Annotated in this window: 18 protein-coding genes and 1 tRNA gene; 10 read left to right on the forward strand and 9 right to left on the reverse strand. The window is 72.6% G+C overall.

The annotated features are described in order from the left end of the window. Positions 1 to 24 precede the first annotated feature (24 nt). The 3 genes from FM110_RS07715 to FM110_RS07725 all read right to left on the reverse strand — a co-directional run bounded on the left by FM110_RS07715 (position 25) and on the right by FM110_RS07725 (position 3248). Entirely contained in the window at positions 25 to 438 is a 414-nt protein-coding gene (locus FM110_RS07715) for a LapA family protein (protein ID WP_087104195.1), read from the reverse strand. A 116-nt stretch (positions 439 to 554) separates the two neighbouring features. Continuing rightward, a complete protein-coding gene (locus FM110_RS07720) occupies positions 555 to 2198 on the reverse strand; it encodes a DNA repair helicase XPB (RefSeq protein WP_087104196.1) in 1644 nt (547 codons plus the stop codon). A gap of 102 nt (positions 2199 to 2300) precedes the next feature. After that, complete coding sequence (locus FM110_RS07725; RefSeq protein WP_087104197.1) at positions 2301 to 3248, reverse strand: hypothetical protein; 948 nt, start codon at positions 3246 to 3248, stop codon at positions 2301 to 2303. 388 nt (positions 3249 to 3636) lie between these two features. Between FM110_RS07725 and gndA the strand changes: the two genes are divergently transcribed. Then, the gene (gndA, locus tag FM110_RS07730) at positions 3637 to 5178 is read left to right on the forward strand and encodes an NADP-dependent phosphogluconate dehydrogenase (RefSeq protein ID WP_087104198.1); all 1542 of its coding nucleotides are present in this window, start codon (positions 3637 to 3639) and stop codon (positions 5176 to 5178) included. Positions 5179 to 5263: 85 nt separating this feature from the next. On the opposite strand, the gene FM110_RS07735 is transcribed toward gndA, so the two are convergent. The 3 genes from FM110_RS07735 to FM110_RS07745 form a co-directional block, all read right to left on the reverse strand. Next, positions 5264 to 5548, reverse strand: a complete 285-nt coding sequence (locus FM110_RS07735; RefSeq protein WP_087104199.1) for a hypothetical protein — start codon at positions 5546 to 5548, stop codon at positions 5264 to 5266. A gap of 94 nt (positions 5549 to 5642) precedes the next feature. Further along, positions 5643 to 5963: a hypothetical protein gene (locus FM110_RS07740; RefSeq protein ID WP_234992054.1), complete on the reverse strand. Its 321-nt coding sequence runs from the start codon at positions 5961 to 5963 to the stop codon at positions 5643 to 5645. A 190-nt stretch (positions 5964 to 6153) separates the two neighbouring features. Then, positions 6154 to 8325, reverse strand: coding sequence for a helicase-associated domain-containing protein (locus FM110_RS07745; protein WP_087104200.1), 2172 nt, complete (start codon positions 8323 to 8325; stop codon positions 6154 to 6156). 102 nt (positions 8326 to 8427) lie between these two features. Here FM110_RS07745 and FM110_RS07750 point away from each other — a divergent pair. Next, positions 8428 to 8501 (forward strand) — tRNA-Leu (locus tag FM110_RS07750). Between the two features lie 46 nt (positions 8502 to 8547). On the opposite strand, the gene FM110_RS07755 is transcribed toward FM110_RS07750, so the two are convergent. Both FM110_RS07755 and FM110_RS07760 read right to left on the reverse strand, forming a co-directional pair. Then, positions 8548 to 8871, reverse strand: coding sequence for a DMT family transporter (locus tag FM110_RS07755; protein WP_087104201.1), 324 nt, complete (start codon positions 8869 to 8871; stop codon positions 8548 to 8550). Further along, positions 8868 to 9215, reverse strand: a complete 348-nt coding sequence (locus FM110_RS07760; protein ID WP_087104202.1) for a DMT family transporter — start codon at positions 9213 to 9215, stop codon at positions 8868 to 8870. The genes FM110_RS07755 and FM110_RS07760 overlap by 4 nt, the downstream gene beginning before the upstream one ends. Positions 9216 to 9337: 122 nt before the next feature. On the opposite strand from FM110_RS07760, the gene FM110_RS07765 reads away from it, so the two are divergent. Further along, the gene (locus FM110_RS07765; protein WP_087104203.1) at positions 9338 to 10024 is read left to right on the forward strand and encodes a cyclodeaminase/cyclohydrolase family protein; all 687 of its coding nucleotides are present in this window, start codon (positions 9338 to 9340) and stop codon (positions 10022 to 10024) included. Between the two features lie 12 nt (positions 10025 to 10036). Then, positions 10037 to 10789 (forward strand): YggS family pyridoxal phosphate-dependent enzyme, encoded by a 753-nt coding sequence (locus tag FM110_RS07770; RefSeq protein WP_234992055.1) that lies wholly within the window; start codon positions 10037 to 10039, stop codon positions 10787 to 10789. Positions 10790 to 10838: 49 nt separating this feature from the next. On the opposite strand, the gene FM110_RS07775 is transcribed toward FM110_RS07770, so the two are convergent. Then, a complete protein-coding gene (locus FM110_RS07775) occupies positions 10839 to 11429 on the reverse strand; it encodes a hypothetical protein (RefSeq protein ID WP_087104204.1) in 591 nt (196 codons plus the stop codon). A 209-nt stretch (positions 11430 to 11638) separates the two neighbouring features. Here FM110_RS07775 and FM110_RS07780 point away from each other — a divergent pair, with 209 nt between their 5' ends. The 6 genes from FM110_RS07780 to cls all read left to right on the forward strand — a co-directional run bounded on the left by FM110_RS07780 (position 11639) and on the right by cls (position 17975). Then, positions 11639 to 12772: a trans-sulfuration enzyme family protein gene (locus FM110_RS07780; RefSeq protein ID WP_087104320.1), complete on the forward strand. Its 1134-nt coding sequence runs from the start codon at positions 11639 to 11641 to the stop codon at positions 12770 to 12772. A gap of 130 nt (positions 12773 to 12902) precedes the next feature. After that, positions 12903 to 13769: a transporter substrate-binding domain-containing protein gene (locus FM110_RS07785; RefSeq protein ID WP_087104205.1), complete on the forward strand. Its 867-nt coding sequence runs from the start codon at positions 12903 to 12905 to the stop codon at positions 13767 to 13769. A 4-nt stretch (positions 13770 to 13773) separates the two neighbouring features. Further along, on the forward strand, positions 13774 to 14442 hold the full coding sequence (locus tag FM110_RS07790) for an amino acid ABC transporter permease (protein WP_087104206.1): 669 nt from the start codon (positions 13774 to 13776) through the stop codon (positions 14440 to 14442). Next, entirely contained in the window at positions 14426 to 15223 is a 798-nt protein-coding gene (locus FM110_RS07795) for an amino acid ABC transporter ATP-binding protein (RefSeq protein ID WP_087104207.1), read from the forward strand. Before FM110_RS07790 ends, FM110_RS07795 begins: the two co-directional genes overlap by 17 nt. Before the next feature lie 156 nt (positions 15224 to 15379). Next, positions 15380 to 16345, forward strand: coding sequence for a Bax inhibitor-1/YccA family protein (locus FM110_RS07800; protein ID WP_087104208.1), 966 nt, complete (start codon positions 15380 to 15382; stop codon positions 16343 to 16345). A gap of 142 nt (positions 16346 to 16487) precedes the next feature. Beyond that, positions 16488 to 17975 carry a cardiolipin synthase gene (gene cls, locus FM110_RS07805; RefSeq protein ID WP_087104209.1) on the forward strand — a complete coding sequence of 496 codons (1488 nt, stop codon included), beginning with the start codon at positions 16488 to 16490 and terminating at the stop codon, positions 17973 to 17975. The last annotated feature ends 32 nt before the right edge of the window (positions 17976 to 18007 follow it).

Below are 18007 nucleotides of genomic sequence, written 5' to 3' on the forward strand. Positions count from 1 at the left end.
AAGCCGTGCAGCGGCGTCCGGGGCTCAGTCGCCCTGGACCAGGTTGCGGAAGGCCTTCTGGTTCTTGCGCAGGCGGCGCATCTCCCAGGACATCTGGATGATCCGCACGGTCCCGACGAGCGCCATGACCAGCGCGCCGGCGATCGCGGCCAGCAGCATCGCCACGCCGAGCGGGAGCTGGAAGGTCGCGCCGAAGTACTCGAACTGCGTCGAGGCGGAGTTCTGGATCACGAAGATCAGCAGCAGGACCAGTACGATCGCGCCGAGGATGAGGGCGATCCAGATGCCCGCGGTGCGGGATCCGCCCTTCTTGGCGTCGTCGGGCAGCTGCTGGGAGAGCTCGCGGTCTCGCTGGGCGCGGGCGTCGCGACCGGCGTCGTGCGCGGGATCGGCGGGGGCGTCGGAGACGGGGGCCTGGCGGTCGTCGAACTCGGTCATCGTGCTTCTCCTTGGGGAAGGGACGGCGCGGGCGCCGGGTGACGGGCCCACACTACTCACGGTGCGGCGCACCGGGGAGAAAGCGGACAGCGCCCGGGCGCGGCGCTTGCGCGGCGTCACGCCGCGGCGAGGTCCTCCGCGTCGAGGATCGAGTAGGCGTACCCCTGCTCGGCGAGAAAGCGCTGGCGGTGCGCCGCGAACTCCTGGTCCTGGGTGTCTCGCGTGACCACGGTGTAGAAGTGCGCGGCCCGCCCGTCGGCCTTGGGACGCAGCAGGCGGCCCAGGCGCTGGGCCTCCTCCTGGCGCGAGCCGAAGGCCCCGGAGACCTGCACGGCGACGGAGGCCTCGGGCAGGTCGATCGAGAAGTTCGCGACCTTGGAGACCACGAGGCGGCTGATCTCGCCGGCGCGGAACGCGTCGAACAGCTCCTGCCGCTTCCTCACGGGGGTCTTCCCGGTGATGAGGTCGCAGCCCAGGCGCTGCGAGATCTCCTCGAGCTGGTCGATGTACTGGCCGATCACCAGCATCGGCTCGCCCTCGTGCCGGGCGGCGATCTGCTCGACGACGGCGGTCTTGGCGGGGTGGGTCGCCGCCAGGCGGTGGCGGTCGCCGGCCTCCGCGGTCGCGTAGACCATGCGATCGGACTCCGGCAGGGCCACGCGCACCTCGGTGCACTCGGCCGGGGCGATGTACCCCTGGGACTCGATGTCCTTCCACGGGGCGTCGTAGCGCTTGGGGCCGATGAGCGAGAACACCTCGTCCTCGCGGCTGTCCTCGCGCACGAGGGTCGCGGTCAGTCCCAGGCGGCGGCGCGCCTGGAGGTCCGCGGTCATGCGGAACACGGGCGCCGGCAGCAGGTGCACCTCGTCGTACACGATGAGGCCCCAGTCGCGGGCGCTCATGAGCTCGAGGTGCGGATGCACGCCGCCGCGCTTGGTGGTCAGCACCTGGTAGGTGGCGATGGTGACCGGGCGGACCTCCTTGGAGGTGCCCGAGTACTCGCCGATCTCGTCCTCGGTGAGGGAGGTGCGGCGCACCAGCTCGGCCTTCCACTGCCGGGCCGAGACCGTCGAGGTCACGAGGATCAGCGTGGTGCGGGAGGTGCGGGCCATGGCTCCGGCGCCCACGAGCGTCTTGCCCGCGCCGCAGGGGAGGACCACCACGCCGCTGCCGCCCAGGTGGAAGCCCTCGACGGCCTCCCGCTGGTAGGGGCGCAGCGCCCAGCCGTCCTCGATGAGCGCGATGTCGTGCTGCTCGCCGTCGACGTATCCGGCGAGGTCCTCGGCGGGCCAGCCGAGCTTCAGCAGCGCCTGCTTGAGGTTGCCGCGCTCGGAGGGATGGACCGCCACGTGGGTCTCGTCGAGGCGCTCGCCCAGCATCCCGGCCACGCGCTTGGCGCGCACGACCTCCTCGAGCACGGCGCGATCCAGGGCATGCAGGACGAGACCGTGGCTCGGATCGGAGACGAGCTGCAGGCGCCCGTAGCGATCCATCGTGTCGGCCACGTCGACCAGCAGGGAGTGGGGGACCGGGTAGCGGGAGTTCTCCACCAGCGCCGCGATCACGGTCTCCGCGTCGTACCCGGCGGCGCGGGCGTTCCACAGGCCCAGGCTGGTGATCCGGTAGGTGTGGATGTGCTCCGGGGCGCGCTCGAGCTCCGCGAACGGGGCGATCGCCGCGCGCGCGGCGGCAGCGGCGGGGTGCCCCACCTCGAGGAGGAGGGACTTGTCGCTCTGGACGATGAGGGGGCCGTCGGTCACCGCGACAGGCTACGCGCGGTGGCCGACGGCCGGGAGGGACGGGAGGCGCCGATCACGCCTCGGCGGCGGCGCGGGGCGTCAGGCGCCTGCCGGCCGGGGCTCTCAGGCGGCCTGGGGCTCGACGAGCTCGCGACCGTTCAGGCGCTCGTACATCCCGCGCAGGAACAGCGCCGTCAGCGCCGGCAGCACGACCAGCGGCAGCAGGAACGTCCCGCCGATGGAGGAGGCGGCGTAGATGATCAGCATGGTCACGATCGAGGTGGCCACGTTCTCCTTGGCCAGGCGCGCGCTCTCCTTGAGCGCCTCGATCGGGGTGGCACCGTGCGTGGAGGCGGGGATCGCCCACAGGAAGAAGAAGGCCGCGAGGATGCCGGGCAGGTAGCACAGCAGGGAGCCGATGAACGTGATGACCGCGACGAGCAGGGCGGTCGTGATCACGCGCCCGGGGCCGGTGAAGGCCTCGCCGGTGCTCGGGCGCCTGCCGTCCACGATCGTCGCGGCGGCGCGCGCCGATCCCGACTGCCACAGCAGGCTCGGGATCATGGTGAGGAGCGACAGCCCCGTGAAGATGCCCAGGCCGATGAGCAGGCGCTCGAGGTTCGGGGTGTACTCGCCGGCGACGGGGTCGTACTGCATGTCCGAGACGAAGCCCCAGACGTACGCCGCGATCGCGCCGCCGATGAGGACCAGCATCAGCAGCCCGTAGACGATGCCGGGCACGAGGAAGGCACTGAGGTTGCGCGTGAAGGACTGCCACATCCAGCGCATCGCCGCGGAGATGTCGGAGCCGAGGTCGGTGCCCGGAGAACGCTGACCGGCGGGGGCGTACGGCGCGGAGTCAATCGCGGGCGCGCCGGGCTGCTCCGCCTGCGGCGCGGGCTGCCCCCACTGGCCGCGGCTCGGCTGGGACGGGGTCTGGTCGGCCGACGGCTGTCCCCACGGCGTCCGCCCGGGCGCGGGCGGGGCATCGTGCTGCGGCTCGGACGGAGCGACGGGCTCCGGGGGCGAGGCCTGCCAGGGCTGCTGCGGGTTCTCGGGCGTGGTGCTCATCGTGACCTCGGAATGTCGGGAAGCGCTGCGGGTCGACGGGGGCGGATGCCGCAGCCTGTGCGGCCCGCACCTCGACGTCTCCTCCACGGTAGGCACCGTCGTGCCCGGGCGCACCCTCCGGCGGCCGCGTCGATACCTGGGACGGCGAGATGTCGACCTTCGTCGGAGCCTCCGCGGTCTGCCCCTCGGCGGCGGGAACGGATACGCATGCCGTCCCCGTCTCCGTGCCTGTCGCCCCGGCGCCGCTCGCCGCCGCCCGCCCCAGGGGCAACTGCTGGCACGGGCGACCGTCCGTCCAGGCGTGATCCCTAGAATGACAACGACGCCGAGGGCGCCCGCCGTGCGCGGCGCACCCGGCCCCGACGCCCACGACCAGAGGAGCATGCACATGGCCACCTTCGAACCCTCCCCCCGGGACTCCGCCGACATCGGCGTGACCGGCATGGCCGTGATGGGGTCCAACCTCGCGCGGAACCTCGCCCGTCACGGCTACAAGGTCGCGATCCACAACCGCTCCGTCGCCAAGACGGAGGCCGTCATCGCCGAGCACGGCTCCGAGGGCGCGTTCTTCCCCTCCGAGTCCATCGCGGACTTCGTGGCCTCGCTGAAGGCGCCGCGCGTCGCGATCATCATGGTCAAGGCCGGCGGCCCCACCGACGCCGTGATCGAGGAGCTCGCCGAGCACATGGAGCCGGGCGACATCATCGTCGACGGCGGCAACGCACTGTACACCGACACCCGCCGTCGCGAGGCGGCGCTCAAGGAGCGCGGCCTGAACTTCGTGGGCATGGGCGTCTCCGGCGGCGAGGAGGGCGCGCTCAACGGCCCCTCGATCATGCCGGGCGGCTCGCCCGAGGCCTGGGAGCGCCTGTCCCCGATACTGCGGGACATCGCCGCCAAGGCCGATGAGGACGGCGAGCCCTGCACCACGTACGTGGGCGCGGACGGCGCCGGGCACTTCGTGAAGATGGTCCACAACGGCATCGAGTACGCGGACATGCAGGTCATCTCCGAGGCCTACGACATGATGTCGAAGGCCCTGGGCATGAGCGCCGCGGAGATCGGCGACCGCTTCGCCCAGTGGAACGAGGGGGACCTCGAGTCCTTCCTCATCGACGTGACCGCGACCGTGCTCAAGCACGTCGACGCCCGCACCGGCAAGCCCTTCGTCGACATCATCCTCGACCGCGCCGCCCAGAAGGGCACCGGCGCCTGGACCGTGCAGACCGCGCTCGACCTGGGCGTCCCGGTCACCGGCATCGCCGAGGCCACGTTCGCCCGCTTTGTCTCCGGCGACATCGCCCAGCGCGAGGCGGCGCAGAAGACGCTGCAGGCGCATACGGCCGATGAGCAGATCACCGATCCCGAGCAGTTCATCGACGACCTCCAGAAGGCGCTGTACGCCTCCAAGCTCGTCGCCTACGCGCAGGGCTTCGAGGAGATCGCCAAGGGTGCCGAGGTCTACGGCTGGGACATCGACCTGGGCGCGATGGCCCGGATCTGGCGCGCGGGCTGCATCATCCGCGCGAAGTTCCTCGACCGCATCACCGAGGCGTACGAGCGCGACGCGAACCTGACCCTGCTGCTCGCGGACCCGTACTTCGCCGAGGCGATCAACGACTGCGTGCCCGCGTGGCGCCGCGTCGTCGCCTTCGCCGCGGCCAACGGCTTCCCGGTCCCGGTGTTCGCCTCGAGCCTGTCGTACTACGACGCGATCCGCGCCGAGCGCCTGCCGGCGGCGCTCGTGCAGGCCCAGCGCGACTACTTCGGCGCGCACACCTACCAGCGCGTGGACGCCGAGGGCTCCTACCACGTCGAGTGGACCCGCGATCGCTCCGAGACCCGCACGGACGGCGGCGAGGGCGGCGTGACCCACGGCGCCGTCGACCCGCAGGCGGGGGAGAAGATGCAGGAGGCGACGACGAGCTGACGTCGCCCCGAGCACGGCGAAGGCCCGGAGCCCCGCAGGGTTCCGGGCCTTCGCCATGCCCTGTGCGCTGGTGCGCACAGAGATGTCACACGCCGGTCGTCGACATCGATGCGGAGAACATGCCGGTCGCGATCGCGATGACGATCCACAGGATGTTCAGGACCCAGATGATCGCGAAGACGATCCACGCCCACTTGGTGAACATCTTCGCGGTCTCGGGCTCGGTGTCCGCCTTGAGGTAGCCGAGGAGGCCGAGGACGCCCGGGATGACGCCGCCGCAGAGGAAGCCGACGATCATCGCGATGAGAGCGTTCTTCTTGATCGCCGCCTTGGCGGGGTTCGCGGCGGGCTGGTTCTGGTACTCGGTCATGATGCTCTCCTGAGGAGGTCTCGGTGCCCGCCGGGCGGCGGGACGGGATCGGGATGAGGCGCTGCGGGGCGGGTGCCCGGCAGCGATCGAGCGGTCAGTGGGTGGTCGTCGTCGTGCCGACGGCGGCGAAGACGAAGATGTTCAAGAGGATCACGGCGACCCAGGTGAGGATCATGAGCGCCCACATGATGCCGAAGGCGATCCAGGCCCACTTCGTGAACTTCTTGGCGGTCTCGGTCTCGGTGTCCGCCTTGAGGTAGCCGAGCAGCCCCAGGATGCCGGGGATCATGCCGCCGCACAGGAAGCCGACGATCATCGCGATGAGAGCGTTCTGCTTCACCTTCTCGACGTCGAGTCCGCCGACGGGGCCGCCCGCCGGGGCGCTGCCGTAGGGCTGGTTCGGGTACTGCGTCATGGAAGCTTCTCCCCTGATTCGTCGAGGCCGCGGCATGTGCGGTCCGGATCTGTCGGCCGGATCGGTGCCCTTGTGATCCGCCGTGCCCAGACTTTATCCCAGGGTGTACCAAGGAAGGCGATGGGGAGAGCTCCCCATGAGACGAGTCGTCCGTTGCGCGCGCGTTCGTCCCGGCCTCGTCGCCGGCCGTTCAGCCGAGCGTCACCCGGTGGACGAGAACGGTGAACTCCTCAGCTCCGCGCGCATCCCGGGCGCGCAGGCGCCCTCCCTCGAGCGATAGGGGCACGGCGTCGCGGGCGATGATGCCGCCGCGGCCGTCGACGATCCCCAGGCGCAGCTCCTGGCCGTGGGCGATGGCCTCGAGGAGGCGGTCCGTCACCGAGAGGTCCTCGCCGTCCCCGGCATCGGCCTGGCGGATGCGGGAGACGGCCTCGGCGGCGGGCAGGCGGAGCTCGGGGCCCTCGACGGTCTCGAGCTCGGGCTCGACGGGGCCGCCGTGCAGGCTGTGGTCGCGCTCGTCGCGTGCGGTCAGCCCGTCGGGCCCGACGGCGATCGCCGACAGCCCCGAGCGCCGCACCATCTGCAGCACGAAGCCGGGGTCGGAGGCGGTGATCGCGACCGTCGGCGCGAGGCGCTGCAGGTGCAGGGCCTCGGCGTGCGGCGTGCCCTGGAAGAGCGTGAGGACGTCCTCGTCGGCGGTGAGGTAGGCGGCGGCGCGGCCGATGCGGATCTGCCCGTGGCGCCGGGCCTCGTCCCGCAGCAGGTACTCGAGCGTCTGGGGGACGGGGGTGCGGGAGGCATCGCGCAGCAGGGCCAGGAGGTCGTCGCCGTCGAGGCCCGCCCCCATGGCGCGGCGGATGGTCGCCGCCGTGAAGCGCAGCGTCATCGCACCGCCGCGGGAGACGACGTCGGTCCACGGCAGGAGCGCGAGGAGGCGCTCGGAGGGGCGCCCGGGGATCGTCGCGGTGAGGTCCGCGTCCAGCAGCAGCTCATCGACCGGAGGCGGGGCCAGGGCTCTCAGCACATCGGCAAGATGCCCGTCGGCGCTCTCGACGTCCTCCTCGAGCGCGTCGACCAGGGCGGTGCCGAGCGTGGTCAGCGCTCCGTCGAGGACCACGCCCAGAGCGGTGCCCTCGACCAGCGCCGCATGCACCTCCTCGGCGAGGAGGGTGGGCGCGACCAGCGGGAACGCCCAGCCGAGGGAGGCGGCGAGCGACGCCTCGGTGGCATGGATCCCCGTCGCGGGGCGCAGCGCGCGCAGGATGCTCAGGCGCCGCGTGCGCAGGCCGTCGCGCGCGCTCGCGCTCGACAGCGCCGCGCGCGCCTGTCCGTGCTGGGGATCGGCCGGGGCCGAGGCCACGGCGAGGTGGCGGCAGCGCGCCCAGGTGAGCGCGAGCTCGGCCCAGCGCTGCTCGAGGCCGCGGGTGCGGAAGGCGTCCCAGTCGGCGGTCGGCTGCCAGGACTCGCCGTCGTGGCCCAGCAGGCCCGCGCACCAGGCCGTCTGGATCACGGTCGTGTACGTGTCGAGCGGGGCGTCGGCCTGCTGCGCCAGGCGGCGCAGGTCCCGCTGGGGGATGCCGCCGCGGCGCAGCACCGCGGGCGGGTCGTCGTCCCAGGCGCGGACCGTCCCGACCAGGCGCACGGCCTCGAACGCGGCCTCGACGGACTGGGCGTCGCGGGTCCCGGGGATGCGCTCGCGGATCGCCTCGCCCTCCGGGAGGGGCCGGGTGATCGTGATCGCGGGGCAGACGCGGCCGCCGCGCAGGGCCAGATGCACGGGGCGGGGGATCAGGTGCAGGTCGCCGCGGCGCACCAGCACGCCGGCCTCGCCCAGGACCCGCGCGGCGGCGGAGCCCTCGGCGGCGTCGACCTTCGCAGGTCCCCAGGCGAGGCGCTCGAACAGGGGCTCGAGCTCCGGCGGTGCCTCTCGCAGACGGCGTGCGGCCTCGGCGGGGGAGGGGTCGTCGTCGGCCTCGGGGGCCAGGCCCGCCGGGGTGCGCAGCACCTCGCGGACCGTCCGCACCGCCCGCAGCTCGCTCTGGCCCCACACCAGGGCCAGGGTGCGCAGGCGGTCGAGCACGCCGGCGATCTCCGCGGGCGTCGCGCCGACGGCCGCGGCGACATCCGCCGGGCAGGTCGGGTCCTCCAGCACGGCGAGGGCCTCGAGGACCGACAGCTCTGGGCGGGTCAGCGCACCGAGCGCCCGCTGCACGGAGGCGGCGCCGGCGGCGCGGGCGGCGAGGGGGCCGATGCCGCGGGGCACGGGCGCGGAGAGGTCCGGCCGGGCGAGGAGGAGCTCGGTGAGGCGCTCGTCGTCGAACCGGCGCAGCTCGTCCGCGAGGGACCGGGTGGGCTCGGACATGACTGCTCCAGCATAGGCTGACGGCCGTCGCCCGGTGATCCGAGTGCACGGCGGTCCGAGCTCGCGTCCGAGGACCGCCGTGCCGTAGGACCGTCCGGGCGCGCCCCCATAGCCCAATCGGCAGAGGCGGCCGCCTTAAAAGCGGCGCAGTCCGGGTTCGAGTCCCGGTGGGGGCACGCACCGGGCCAAAGATAGGGGCGCGTGCGCGTGGGCGGCGCGGCCTCAGGGCGCGCCGCCGACCTCCACAAGGACGACGCCGACGATGATGAGCGCGATGCCCGCGACCATCCGCGTCGTGAGCGGATCGCGCCAGATCGCCCGCGCGAGCACCGCGACCGCGGCGATCCCCGTGGCCGTCCAGATGCCGTAGGCGACGCCGACGGGCATGCCGGATGCGAGCGCGCGCTGCAGAGCGGCGAAGGCCGCGAGGTAGCCGAGCACGACGACGATGAGCCAGCCGCGTCGCCGCAGCCCGTCGCTCGCCCGCAGCGCCAGGGTTCCGCTGATCTCGCTCGCGATCGCGGCGGCGAGCCACAGCCCGCTCATGCCGCATCCGCCCGGGCGGCGGTGCGCTCGCCGGAGCCGGTCTCGACGAGCACGACGCCTGCGATGATCAGCGCGATGCCTCCGATCGCGGTCGCCCCCAGGCGCTCGTCGAACAGGACGGCGCCGAGGGCGGCGGTCAGCGCGACCCCGCTGGCGCCCCAGATGCCGTAGGCGACGCCGATGGGCATGCCGCCGCGCAGGGCGATGCCCAGCAGCGCGAACGCGGCGGTGTAGCCGAGGGCGACGACGGCCAGCCAGGCGGGGGCGTCGATGCTCGCGCGCAGGGCGAGGGTCGCGGTGGTCTCGGCGAGGATCGCGACGACAAGGGCGATCGAGGGGCGCATGCCGCGACGCTATCGACTCCGGATCCGCCCGAGCACGCGGTCGGTGACGCACGGCACGGACGACCTGCGCCCCCTACACTCGCCGCGGACGCGAGCCGCCGAGCAGGGAGACCGAACGCAGCATGACCGATGCCCAGCCCACTGTTCCCGGCGCGGCCCCCGACGATCGCCTGGCCGCGCTCCCCGTCGAGCGCTTCTGCACCGAGCTCGCCGCCCGCCGGCCCGCTCCGGGAGGCGGTGGCGTCGCGGCGCTCGAGGCGGCGCTGGCCGCCTCGCTCGTCGCGATGGCCGCCCGCTTCACGACCGGGGAGCAGGACCCGGACTGCGCCGACGAGCGAGGCCGCATCACCGAGGCCGCCGACCGCATCCGTACCCGCGCGCTCGAGGCGGTGCAGGAGGATGCCGACGCTTTCGAGCAGGTCTCCGCGGCCTACGCCCTGCCCCGTGAGAGCGACGAGGAGCAGGCGCGGCGCCGACAGGCCCTGGCCGCGCGCACCGCGACCGCGGCGCGGACGCCTGCCGCCGTGATCGGTCTCGCCGGTGAGCTTCTCGACCTCGTCGAGGGTCTCCTGCCCCGCGTCAAGCCACTGCTGGTCTCCGACCTCGCCATCGCCGCGTCCTCCGCGCGCGCCGCCGCGGTCGCCGGCCGCATCAGCCTGCACGCGACCCTCCCGGACATGGACGACGGCGGCCGTCATGCCGCCCTCGAGGCGTCGACGCGGGTGGAGGAGATCGCCGCACGCGCCGACGCGATCGAGCGACAGATCAGGGCGCGCACCCTCGCCGCCGCGGACCGACGGGCGGACTGAGAGGATGGCGGCATGGATGATCGGACGGCGATGAGAGCGCACGATGGCGCGGGACAGGGCGGGCAGGGACTCGAGGGCCGCATCGACGCGATCCTCGCGCGGATCGACGCCGCCGCCGAGCGCGCCGGTCGCGCCCCCGCGGACGTGACGATCCTGCTGGCCACCAAGACCCGCACGGCCGATGAGATCCTCGCGGCCGTCACGGCCCTGCGCGAGCGCGGGCGGCGTGTGGCGGTGGGGGAGAACCGCATGCAGGAGGCCGCCAAGCACGAGGATCCGCGCCTGCTGGCCCTCGACATCCCGCGCCACGTGATCGGCCGCCTGCAGACCAACAAGGCCAAGGACGCCGTGGCCTTCGCGAGCGTGATCCACAGCGTCGACCGCGATGACCTGATCGAGGCCCTCGAGCGGCGCTGCGCGCTCGCCGACGTGCAGCGGGACGTGATGGTGCAGGTCAACACGTCGGGGGAGGAGTCGAAGGCGGGCTATGCCCCCGACATCGAGGCCGTCCGCGGCGCCCTCGAGCGGATCCGGGCGACCGAGCGCCTGCGGTGCATCGGCCTGATGACGATCGGGGCGAACACCGCCGAGGAGACAGCGGTGCGGGCATCGCTGTCGCGGCTGCGGGAGCTGCGCGACGAGCTGGGCGAGGTCGAGGTCCGGGAGCTGTCGATGGGTATGAGCGGCGACCTCGAGATCGCCGTCGAGGAGGGCGCGACGATCGTGCGCCTGGGCTCGGCCGTGTTCGGTCCGCGCGAAGCCTGACAGGCGGCCATCCCTTCGCGGTCGGCGGTGCTCTCTGCCCGTGCCCCTGTCAGCGGCGGGTGTGGTGCCGGTGCGCCTGGCGCCAGCGCCGCAGGGTCCGCAGCAGGACGATGCGCGTGCCCGCGAGCGAGTCGGCGGCGATCGCGACCAGGATCGTCGAGGCCACCGAGGCGATGAACGTGCCGGTCGCGGTGCCCAGCAGGCCGAGGTGCGAGGCGAGCGTCCAGGAGCCCGTGGCCGCGGCGCCGCCGGCGGCGATGTCGCGCATGCGCAGGGAGCGGACGGCAGCGGCCGTGGTCGGGGCCGCATCATCTGCGCTCGTGCCTGTGCCTGTGCCTGTGCCTGTGCCCGGTGCGGTGGTTGCGCCCGTTCCCGTGCCGGTGCGCGTGGTCCTTCTCGCGCCTGTGGCCGCCCCGGCGGATGACCGCTCCGCGGCTCCCGTCATGGCGGCCCCCGTCGCCGTGGTGGTCGGCGGGGCGATGATCTGCGGGATGGGTCCGGTCCCGATCGCGCGCAGCATCGAGGTGGCGGTCTGCTCGCGGCGCGGACGGTGCCTTTGGACGCGGACGTGGGCGTGGACGTGGTCCTGGACGTGGGCGGGGGCGGCGGCGGGGAGCTCGAGAACGGCGGTCGACGGCATGGGATCCAGCCTCCTCCTCGCATCCCCGAGCGTCACCCCCGGTGCGGGGGAGGCCCCGTAGCGGGTTCGTGAAGACGGTGCGAAGGTGACGACTCGGGCGTCAGGCGCGATGCGAGCCGTCACATTCGGACACATGTGGTTATGTGAGACCAAAGGCAGGCTTTATGGTGGTCGGCATCCGCTCGCCCGATCGCCTTCCCGGAGGACCCGTGCACATCGACACCATCGCCGTCCAGACGCTCCGCGACCACGAGCACGGCGCCGTCGTCCCGCCCGTGCACCTCGCCTCCACCTTCGAGCTCGACCCCGCCACCGGGGAGGGCGCCTACGCCTACCAGCGCGGCTCCAACCCCACCCGCGCCCAGCTCGAGACCGTGCTCGCCGCGCTCGACGGCGCGGAGCACGCCTTCGCCTTCGCGACCGGCATGGCCGCCACGGGCGCCGCCTTCGGCCTGCTCGCAGCGGGCGATGAGGTCATCGCCTCGGCGAGCGTCTACGGGGGCACCTACCGCTTCATCGACCGGATCTTCCCCGCCCGCGACCTGACCGGACGCTTCGTCGACGACCTCGACGCGCTCACGGATGCGGACTTCTCCGAGCGCACCCGCATGGTCTTCATCGAGACCCCGGCCAACCCGACGCTGAGCATCACCGACTTGCGCCGCGTGATCGCCCTGGCGCACGACCACGGCGCCCTCGTCGTCGTCGACAACACGTTCATGACGCCCGTGCTGCAGAAGCCCCTCGCGCTCGGCGCCGACGTCGTCGTGCAGTCCGCGACCAAGTACCTCGCCGGGCACTCCGATCTCCTGGCCGGCGTCGTGACCACGGACGACGACGCGATCGCCGAGCAGATCGCGCTCGCGCAGAAGGCCCTGGGCGGCGTCCTCGCCCCCTTCGACGCCTACCGCCTGATCCAGGACATCAAGACCCTGCCGCTGCGCCTCGAGCGCCAGCAGGCGAGCGCCGTCGCGATCGCCGAGCACCTGCGCTCCCACGAGGCGATCTCCGCGGTGCTCACGCCCGGCTCCGCGAGCGAGGAGCAGGCCGTCGTCCACGCCTCCCAGGCCTCCGGCCCCGGTGCCGTGCTCTCCTTCGAGCTCGCCGACGGCGTCGACCGCGTCGCCTTCCTCCGCGCCCTGCGCATCCCCGTCTACGCGGTGAGCCTCGGCGGCGTCGAGTCGCTCATCTGCCACCCCGCGACCATGACGCACGAGGCCATGACCCCCGCGGCGCGCGCCGCCGCCGGGATCTCCGACGAGCTGCTGCGCCTGTCCGTCGGCATCGAGCACATCGATGACCTCATCGCCGACCTCGACCAGGCGCTCGCCGCCGCCCGCTGACCCGGCGCCCGAAGACCCGGCGCCCGAAGACCCCGCGCCCGAAGACCCCGCGCCGCCTGCTGGCCCGGCGCCGCCCGTCACCGCTGCACCCATCGCCCCGCCGCATCCGCCTCGCACCCCTGGAGCCATCATGACCCCCGCACGCCACCTCGCCCGCCGCACCGCCGTCGCCCGCCGCACCGCATTGGCCCTCGGGCCCGCCGCCGTGCTCGCGACCCTCGCCGCCTGCGGCCCGTCCCAGAACCGGGATGCGAGCGGATCCGCCGCATCCGGCACGCCCGCCGCGGAGGACCTGCTCGAGCGCATCCGCGCCGACAAGAAGGTCCGCATCGGCATCGAGGGCACCTACAAGCCCTACGCCTTCCACGACGACTCCGGCGCCCTCGTCGGCTTCGAGAAGGAGATCGCGGACGCGATCGCCGCAGGCCTGGGCGCCGAGCCCGAGTACATCGAGACCGAGTGGGACTCGCTGATCGCAGGCCTCGACGTCGACAAGTACGACCTCGTCATCAACAACGTCGGCATCACCGACGAGCGCAAGAAGAAGTACCTGTTCTCCCAGCCCTACGCGCAGACCGCCGGGCGCATCGCCGTCGCCGAGGACTCCGACATCCAGACCCTCGCCGACGTCTCCGGCCGCACCGCGGCGCAGACCGCGACGAGCAACTGGGCCCAGGCCATGACCGACCTCGGTGCCCAGATCCTCCCCGTCCAGGGCTTCGCCGAGGGCATCGAGCTCGTGCTGCAAGGCCGCGCGGACGCGATCGGCAACGACCTCGTCTCCTTCAACACCTACCGCGAGGAGCAGCCGGACGCCGCTTTCCGCCTGCTCGAGGAGCCGCTGCCGACGAACGCGACCGTGGGCGTCATCATGCCGTCGGGCCAGGAGGCGCTGCGGGGCGCGGTCGACGAGGTCATCACGCGCATGAAGGACGACGGCTCGCTGGCGGCGATCTACCAGCAGTGGGTGGGGCTGGACCTCACCCCGCAGGGCTGAGCGAATGGGACGCGCCCTCGAGCTGTGGACCAGCTCGCTGCCCCGCCTCCTCGAGGCCACCATCGCCGTCACGATCCCCCTCTCGCTCGCGGCCTTCGCCCTGGCCCTCGTGATCGCCGCCGCGGTCGCGCTCGTGCGCCTGTACGCGCCCGCCCCGCTGCGGGCCCTGGCCTCGGCGTACGTGTGGGTCTTCCGCGGCACGCCGCTGGTGGTGCAGCTGTTCATCGTGTTCTTCGGGCTGCCGAACGTCGGCATCGTGCTGCCCGCCTTCGCAGCGGCCGTCGTCACGCTGGCCCTGAACACGGGCGCCTACGCCTCCGAGGCGATCCGCGCGGCGATCCTGTCGATCCCGCGCGGCCAGTTCGAGGCGGCGCAGACGCTGAACCTCTCGCGCCGCGACACGTTCCGGCGGGTCGTCGCGCCGCAGGGGCTGCGCATCGCGCTGCCGCCGCTGGCCAACGACTTCATCGACCTGGTCAAGGGGACGAGCCTGGTCTTCGCGATCACCCTCGTCGACGTGTTCCAGGTGGGCCGCCAGATCGCGGCGACCACGTTCGAGCCGCTCGTCCTGTACGTCGAGGTCGCCGCGATCTACCTCGTCATCGTGTCCCTGCTGAGCCTCGCGCAGTCCCAGCTCGAGAAGAGGGTGTCCCGCCATGTCCGCAGCAGCTGAGCCCGGAAGCGCCGCGCCCTCAGACCCCGCCGCGTCGGCGCCCGCCGTCAGGATCCGCGGCCTGCGCGCCGAGTTCGGGAGCCTCGTGGCCCTCGACGACGTCTCCCTCGACATCCCGCGCTCGCGCACGACGGTGCTGCTGGGGCCGTCGGGCTCGGGCAAGTCCACCCTCCTGCGCTCGATCAACCTCCTCGAGCGCCCGAGCGCCGGCACGATCGACCTGGGCGACGGGCCGGTCGAGCTCGGCGGGCGCCTGAGCCGCCGCACGGTCCGGGCGGTGCGGGCCCGCTCGACGATGGTCTTCCAGCAGTTCAACCTCTTCGCCCACCTGACGGCGCTCGGCAACGTGACGCTCGCGCCGATCGCGACCCGCGGTCTGGGGCGCGCCGAGGCGGAGGCGCGCGGGCAGGAGCTGCTGGCGAAGGTGGGGCTGGCCGACAAGGCCGACGCCTACCCCGATCGCCTCTCCGGCGGGCAGCAGCAGCGCGTCGCGATCGCCCGGGCGCTCGCGATGGAGCCCGATGTGCTCCTGTTCGACGAGCCCACCTCGGCGCTCGACCCGGAGCTCGCCGCCGAGGTCGTCGCCGTGCTGGCGGACCTCGCCCGCGAGGATCGCACCCTCGTGGTCGTCACCCACTCGCTCGCCTTCGCGCAGCGCGTGGCGGACAAGGTGGTGTTCCTCGAGGGCGGGCGCGTGCTGCTCGACGACGAGCCCGGCGCGTTCTTCGACAGCGACGATGAGCGCCTGGTGCGCTTCCGGGACGTCATCGGCTCCGTCTGAGCCGACCGCGCGATCCGGCGCGGTGCGCCCTGAGCGGAACCGGCGCTCCGGCGCGCCCCAGGCACAGACAGTCCTCATCGCCCGCCGATATGGTGGTGCGTGCCGGTGCGTCGCCCGAGCGCGTTCCCGGACCCGTCCGGCCCTGAAGGAGGAGCCATGGCTCGTCACAATCTCATCCTCGGCAACGACCGAGCGTTCACCGGCACGTACGCCGGATTCGACGGCGGTCGCGTCGACGACCGCCAGGCCCCACGTGACCCCTACGGCGGCGCGCAGGGCTACGCCTCGCCCCAGTACGGCCAGTCGGCGCAGTACGGCCAGCCCGCGCAGGGCCAGCACGGCCAGGCGACCGAGTACGGTCAGCAGGCCCCGCGCCGCGAGGACCTCGAGGCGATGTACGCGCGCCCGTCGGCTACCGGGCACGACACCGGCCGCATGACCATGCGCGACGCCCTCAACGCGATCACCGCGACGCTGGGCGTCGTCGTCCTCGTCGGTGCCGCCGTCATGGCCGCACCGATCGCCCTGGGCCTGGCCCTGGGCACGCAGGGCGCGGAGCTCGGCTACGGCCTGGCGATGATCGCGACCCTCGTAGGCCTCGTCGGCGGTCTCGTCCTCGGCCTCGTCAACGCCTTCAAGAAGCAGCCGTCGGCGTTCCTCGTGCTCGCCTACGCCGTCTTCGAGGGCCTGCTGCTGGGCGGCATCTCCACGAGCTTCGAGGTGATCTACCCGGGCATCGTGCTGCAGGCCGTCATGGGCACCCTCGCCGTCGCGACCACCATCCTGGTGCTGTTCCGCGTGGGCGTGCTGCGCACCTCGCCCCGCCTGACGAAGATCTTCATGGTCGCGATGCTCGCCTACCTGGGCTTCTGCCTCGTGAACATCGGCATGCTGGCCATCACGGGCACGGACCTGCGCAGAGGGATGCTGGGTCTGGCGATCGGAGCCCTCGCCGTGCTCATGGCCTCGTACTCGCTGGTCATGGACTTCGAGGACGTCCAGCGCGGCGTCTCCAACGGCGTCCCGCGGGTCTTCGCCTGGCGCTGCGCCTTCGGCCTTGCCGCGACGCTCGTGTGGATGTACATTGAGATCCTGCGCATCTTCTCGATCTTCCGCGACTGACGGAGCGCCGCCCCGCTCATCGGGGCGCGCATCGACGACGGGTCCGGCACCGCTGCGGTGCCGGACCCGTCTCCGCAGGGCACCGGGGTAACGAGGGCACCAGGTAACGAGGGCACCGGGGAATCGGAGGGGGAAGCAGGGCATGGACAGCATGTGGGCGTGGATCGTCGCGCACTGGCCGGTGGCCTCGACGACGCTCTACACGCTCGTCGACGTGGTCCTGCGCCTGGTCGCGATCGTCGTCGTCCCCCGCAACCGGCGTCCCGCCTCCGCGATCGCGTGGCTGCTGGCGATCATGGCGCTGCCGATCGTCGGCTTCCCCCTGTACTTGATGCTGGGCAAGGCGCAGTTGCCGCGGCGGCGCCGCGAGAAGCAGCGCGTGGTCAACCGCCTCATGCGCGGGCGCGCCCAGGACATCCCGGACTCCGAGCTCGACGACGACAGCCCCAGCTGGCTGCAGAGCGCCGTCCAGCTCAACCGCGAGCTCGGCGCCTACCCGCTCACCGGCAACAACTCCGCGGACCTCGAGACCGACTACGAGCGCACCCTCGCGCGCATGGCCGCGGACATCCGCTCCGCCCGCGACAGCGTCCACGCGCTCTTCTACACGATGGGCCTCGATGAGGTGACCGAGGACTTCTTCGCAGCCCTCGGGGAGGCGGCCGAGCGCGGCGTGACGGTGCGCGTGCTCTACGACCACTTCGGCTCCGCGACCCACCGCCGGGTCTACCGGGCCATGAAGCACCACCTGGACGCCTGCGGCATCGAGCACTACCCGATGATGCCGATCAAGCCGTTCCACGACGGCGCCCTCCAGCGCCCGGACCTGCGCAACCACCGCAAGGTGCTCGTCGTCGACGGCGAGGTCGCCTGGATGGGCAGCCAGAACATCATCGCCCGCCACTACGACAAGCGCGCGAACATCCGCCGCGGACTGCGCTGGCAGGAGACGATGGTGCGTCTGCGCGGCCCGATCGTCTCCGAGCTCAACCTGCTGTTCGCGACCGACTGGTTCTTCGAGTCCGACGAGTTCCTCGCGGAGTCCGAGCTGGTGCGCCACTCGCCCGACACGTCCGGCTCCTTCGAGTGCCAGATCCTGCCCTCGGGCCCCGGCTTCGTGCTCGAGAACAACCTGCTGCTGTTCAACCAGCTGTTCTACAGCGCCCGCGAGCGGATCGTCGCGGTCTCCCCGTACTTCGTGCCCGACGAGACGATGCACGCGGCCCTCATCACCGCCGCCAAGCGCGGGGTGCAGGTCCAGCTGCTCGTCTCCAAGGCCGCCGACCAGTTCATCGTCTCCCACGCCCAGCGCTCCTACTACTCCCCGCTGCTCGAGGCTGGCGTCGAGATCTGGGAGTTCGAGGAGCCCTACATCCTGCACGCCAAGCACATCACCATCGACGACTCGGTGACGGTGATCGGCTCCTCGAACATGGACATCCGCTCGTTCCTGCTGGACATGGAGTCCTCGCTGATGATCGGCGGCTGCGACTTCATCGAGCGGATGCGCGAGATCGAGGACGGCTACCGCGCGCGCTCGACCCGTCTGGATCCGTCCGAGTGGGCGCAGCGCTCCTTCCCGCGCCGCACGCTCGACAACCTCTGCCGCCTGGCTTCCGCGATCGTCTGACCGCGCCGCTCAGCGGGTCGCAGAACGGGGGC

The sequence above is a fragment of the Brachybacterium nesterenkovii genome, from assembly GCF_900163655.1.
GTDB lineage: Bacteria > Actinomycetota > Actinomycetes > Actinomycetales > Dermabacteraceae > Brachybacterium > Brachybacterium nesterenkovii.

Bases quoted from the DNA above. Each gene is read 5' to 3' on its own strand.
- cls (WP_087104209.1), top strand. From the start codon at position 16,488: ATGGACAGCATGTGGGCGTGGATCGTCGCGCACTGGCCGGTGGCCTCG.
- FM110_RS07760 (WP_087104202.1), bottom strand. From the start codon at position 9,215: ATGCGCCCCTCGATCGCCCTTGTCGTCGCGATCCTCGCCGAGACCACC.
- FM110_RS07755 (WP_087104201.1), bottom strand. From the start codon at position 8,871: ATGAGCGGGCTGTGGCTCGCCGCCGCGATCGCGAGCGAGATCAGCGGA.
- FM110_RS07770 (WP_234992055.1), top strand. From the start codon at position 10,037: ATGGATGATCGGACGGCGATGAGAGCGCACGATGGCGCGGGACAGGGC.
- FM110_RS07785 (WP_087104205.1), top strand. From the start codon at position 12,903: ATGACCCCCGCACGCCACCTCGCCCGCCGCACCGCCGTCGCCCGCCGC.
- FM110_RS07740 (WP_234992054.1), bottom strand. From the start codon at position 5,963: ATGACGCAGTACCCGAACCAGCCCTACGGCAGCGCCCCGGCGGGCGGC.
- FM110_RS07745 (WP_087104200.1), bottom strand. From the start codon at position 8,325: ATGTCCGAGCCCACCCGGTCCCTCGCGGACGAGCTGCGCCGGTTCGAC.
- FM110_RS07725 (WP_087104197.1), bottom strand. From the start codon at position 3,248: ATGAGCACCACGCCCGAGAACCCGCAGCAGCCCTGGCAGGCCTCGCCC.
- FM110_RS07735 (WP_087104199.1), bottom strand. From the start codon at position 5,548: ATGACCGAGTACCAGAACCAGCCCGCCGCGAACCCCGCCAAGGCGGCG.
- gndA (WP_087104198.1), top strand. From the start codon at position 3,637: ATGGCCACCTTCGAACCCTCCCCCCGGGACTCCGCCGACATCGGCGTG.
- FM110_RS07715 (WP_087104195.1), bottom strand. From the start codon at position 438: ATGACCGAGTTCGACGACCGCCAGGCCCCCGTCTCCGACGCCCCCGCC.
- FM110_RS07795 (WP_087104207.1), top strand. From the start codon at position 14,426: ATGTCCGCAGCAGCTGAGCCCGGAAGCGCCGCGCCCTCAGACCCCGCC.
- FM110_RS07790 (WP_087104206.1), top strand. From the start codon at position 13,774: ATGGGACGCGCCCTCGAGCTGTGGACCAGCTCGCTGCCCCGCCTCCTC.
- FM110_RS07800 (WP_087104208.1), top strand. From the start codon at position 15,380: ATGGCTCGTCACAATCTCATCCTCGGCAACGACCGAGCGTTCACCGGC.
- FM110_RS07775 (WP_087104204.1), bottom strand. From the start codon at position 11,429: ATGCCGTCGACCGCCGTTCTCGAGCTCCCCGCCGCCGCCCCCGCCCAC.
- FM110_RS07765 (WP_087104203.1), top strand. From the start codon at position 9,338: ATGACCGATGCCCAGCCCACTGTTCCCGGCGCGGCCCCCGACGATCGC.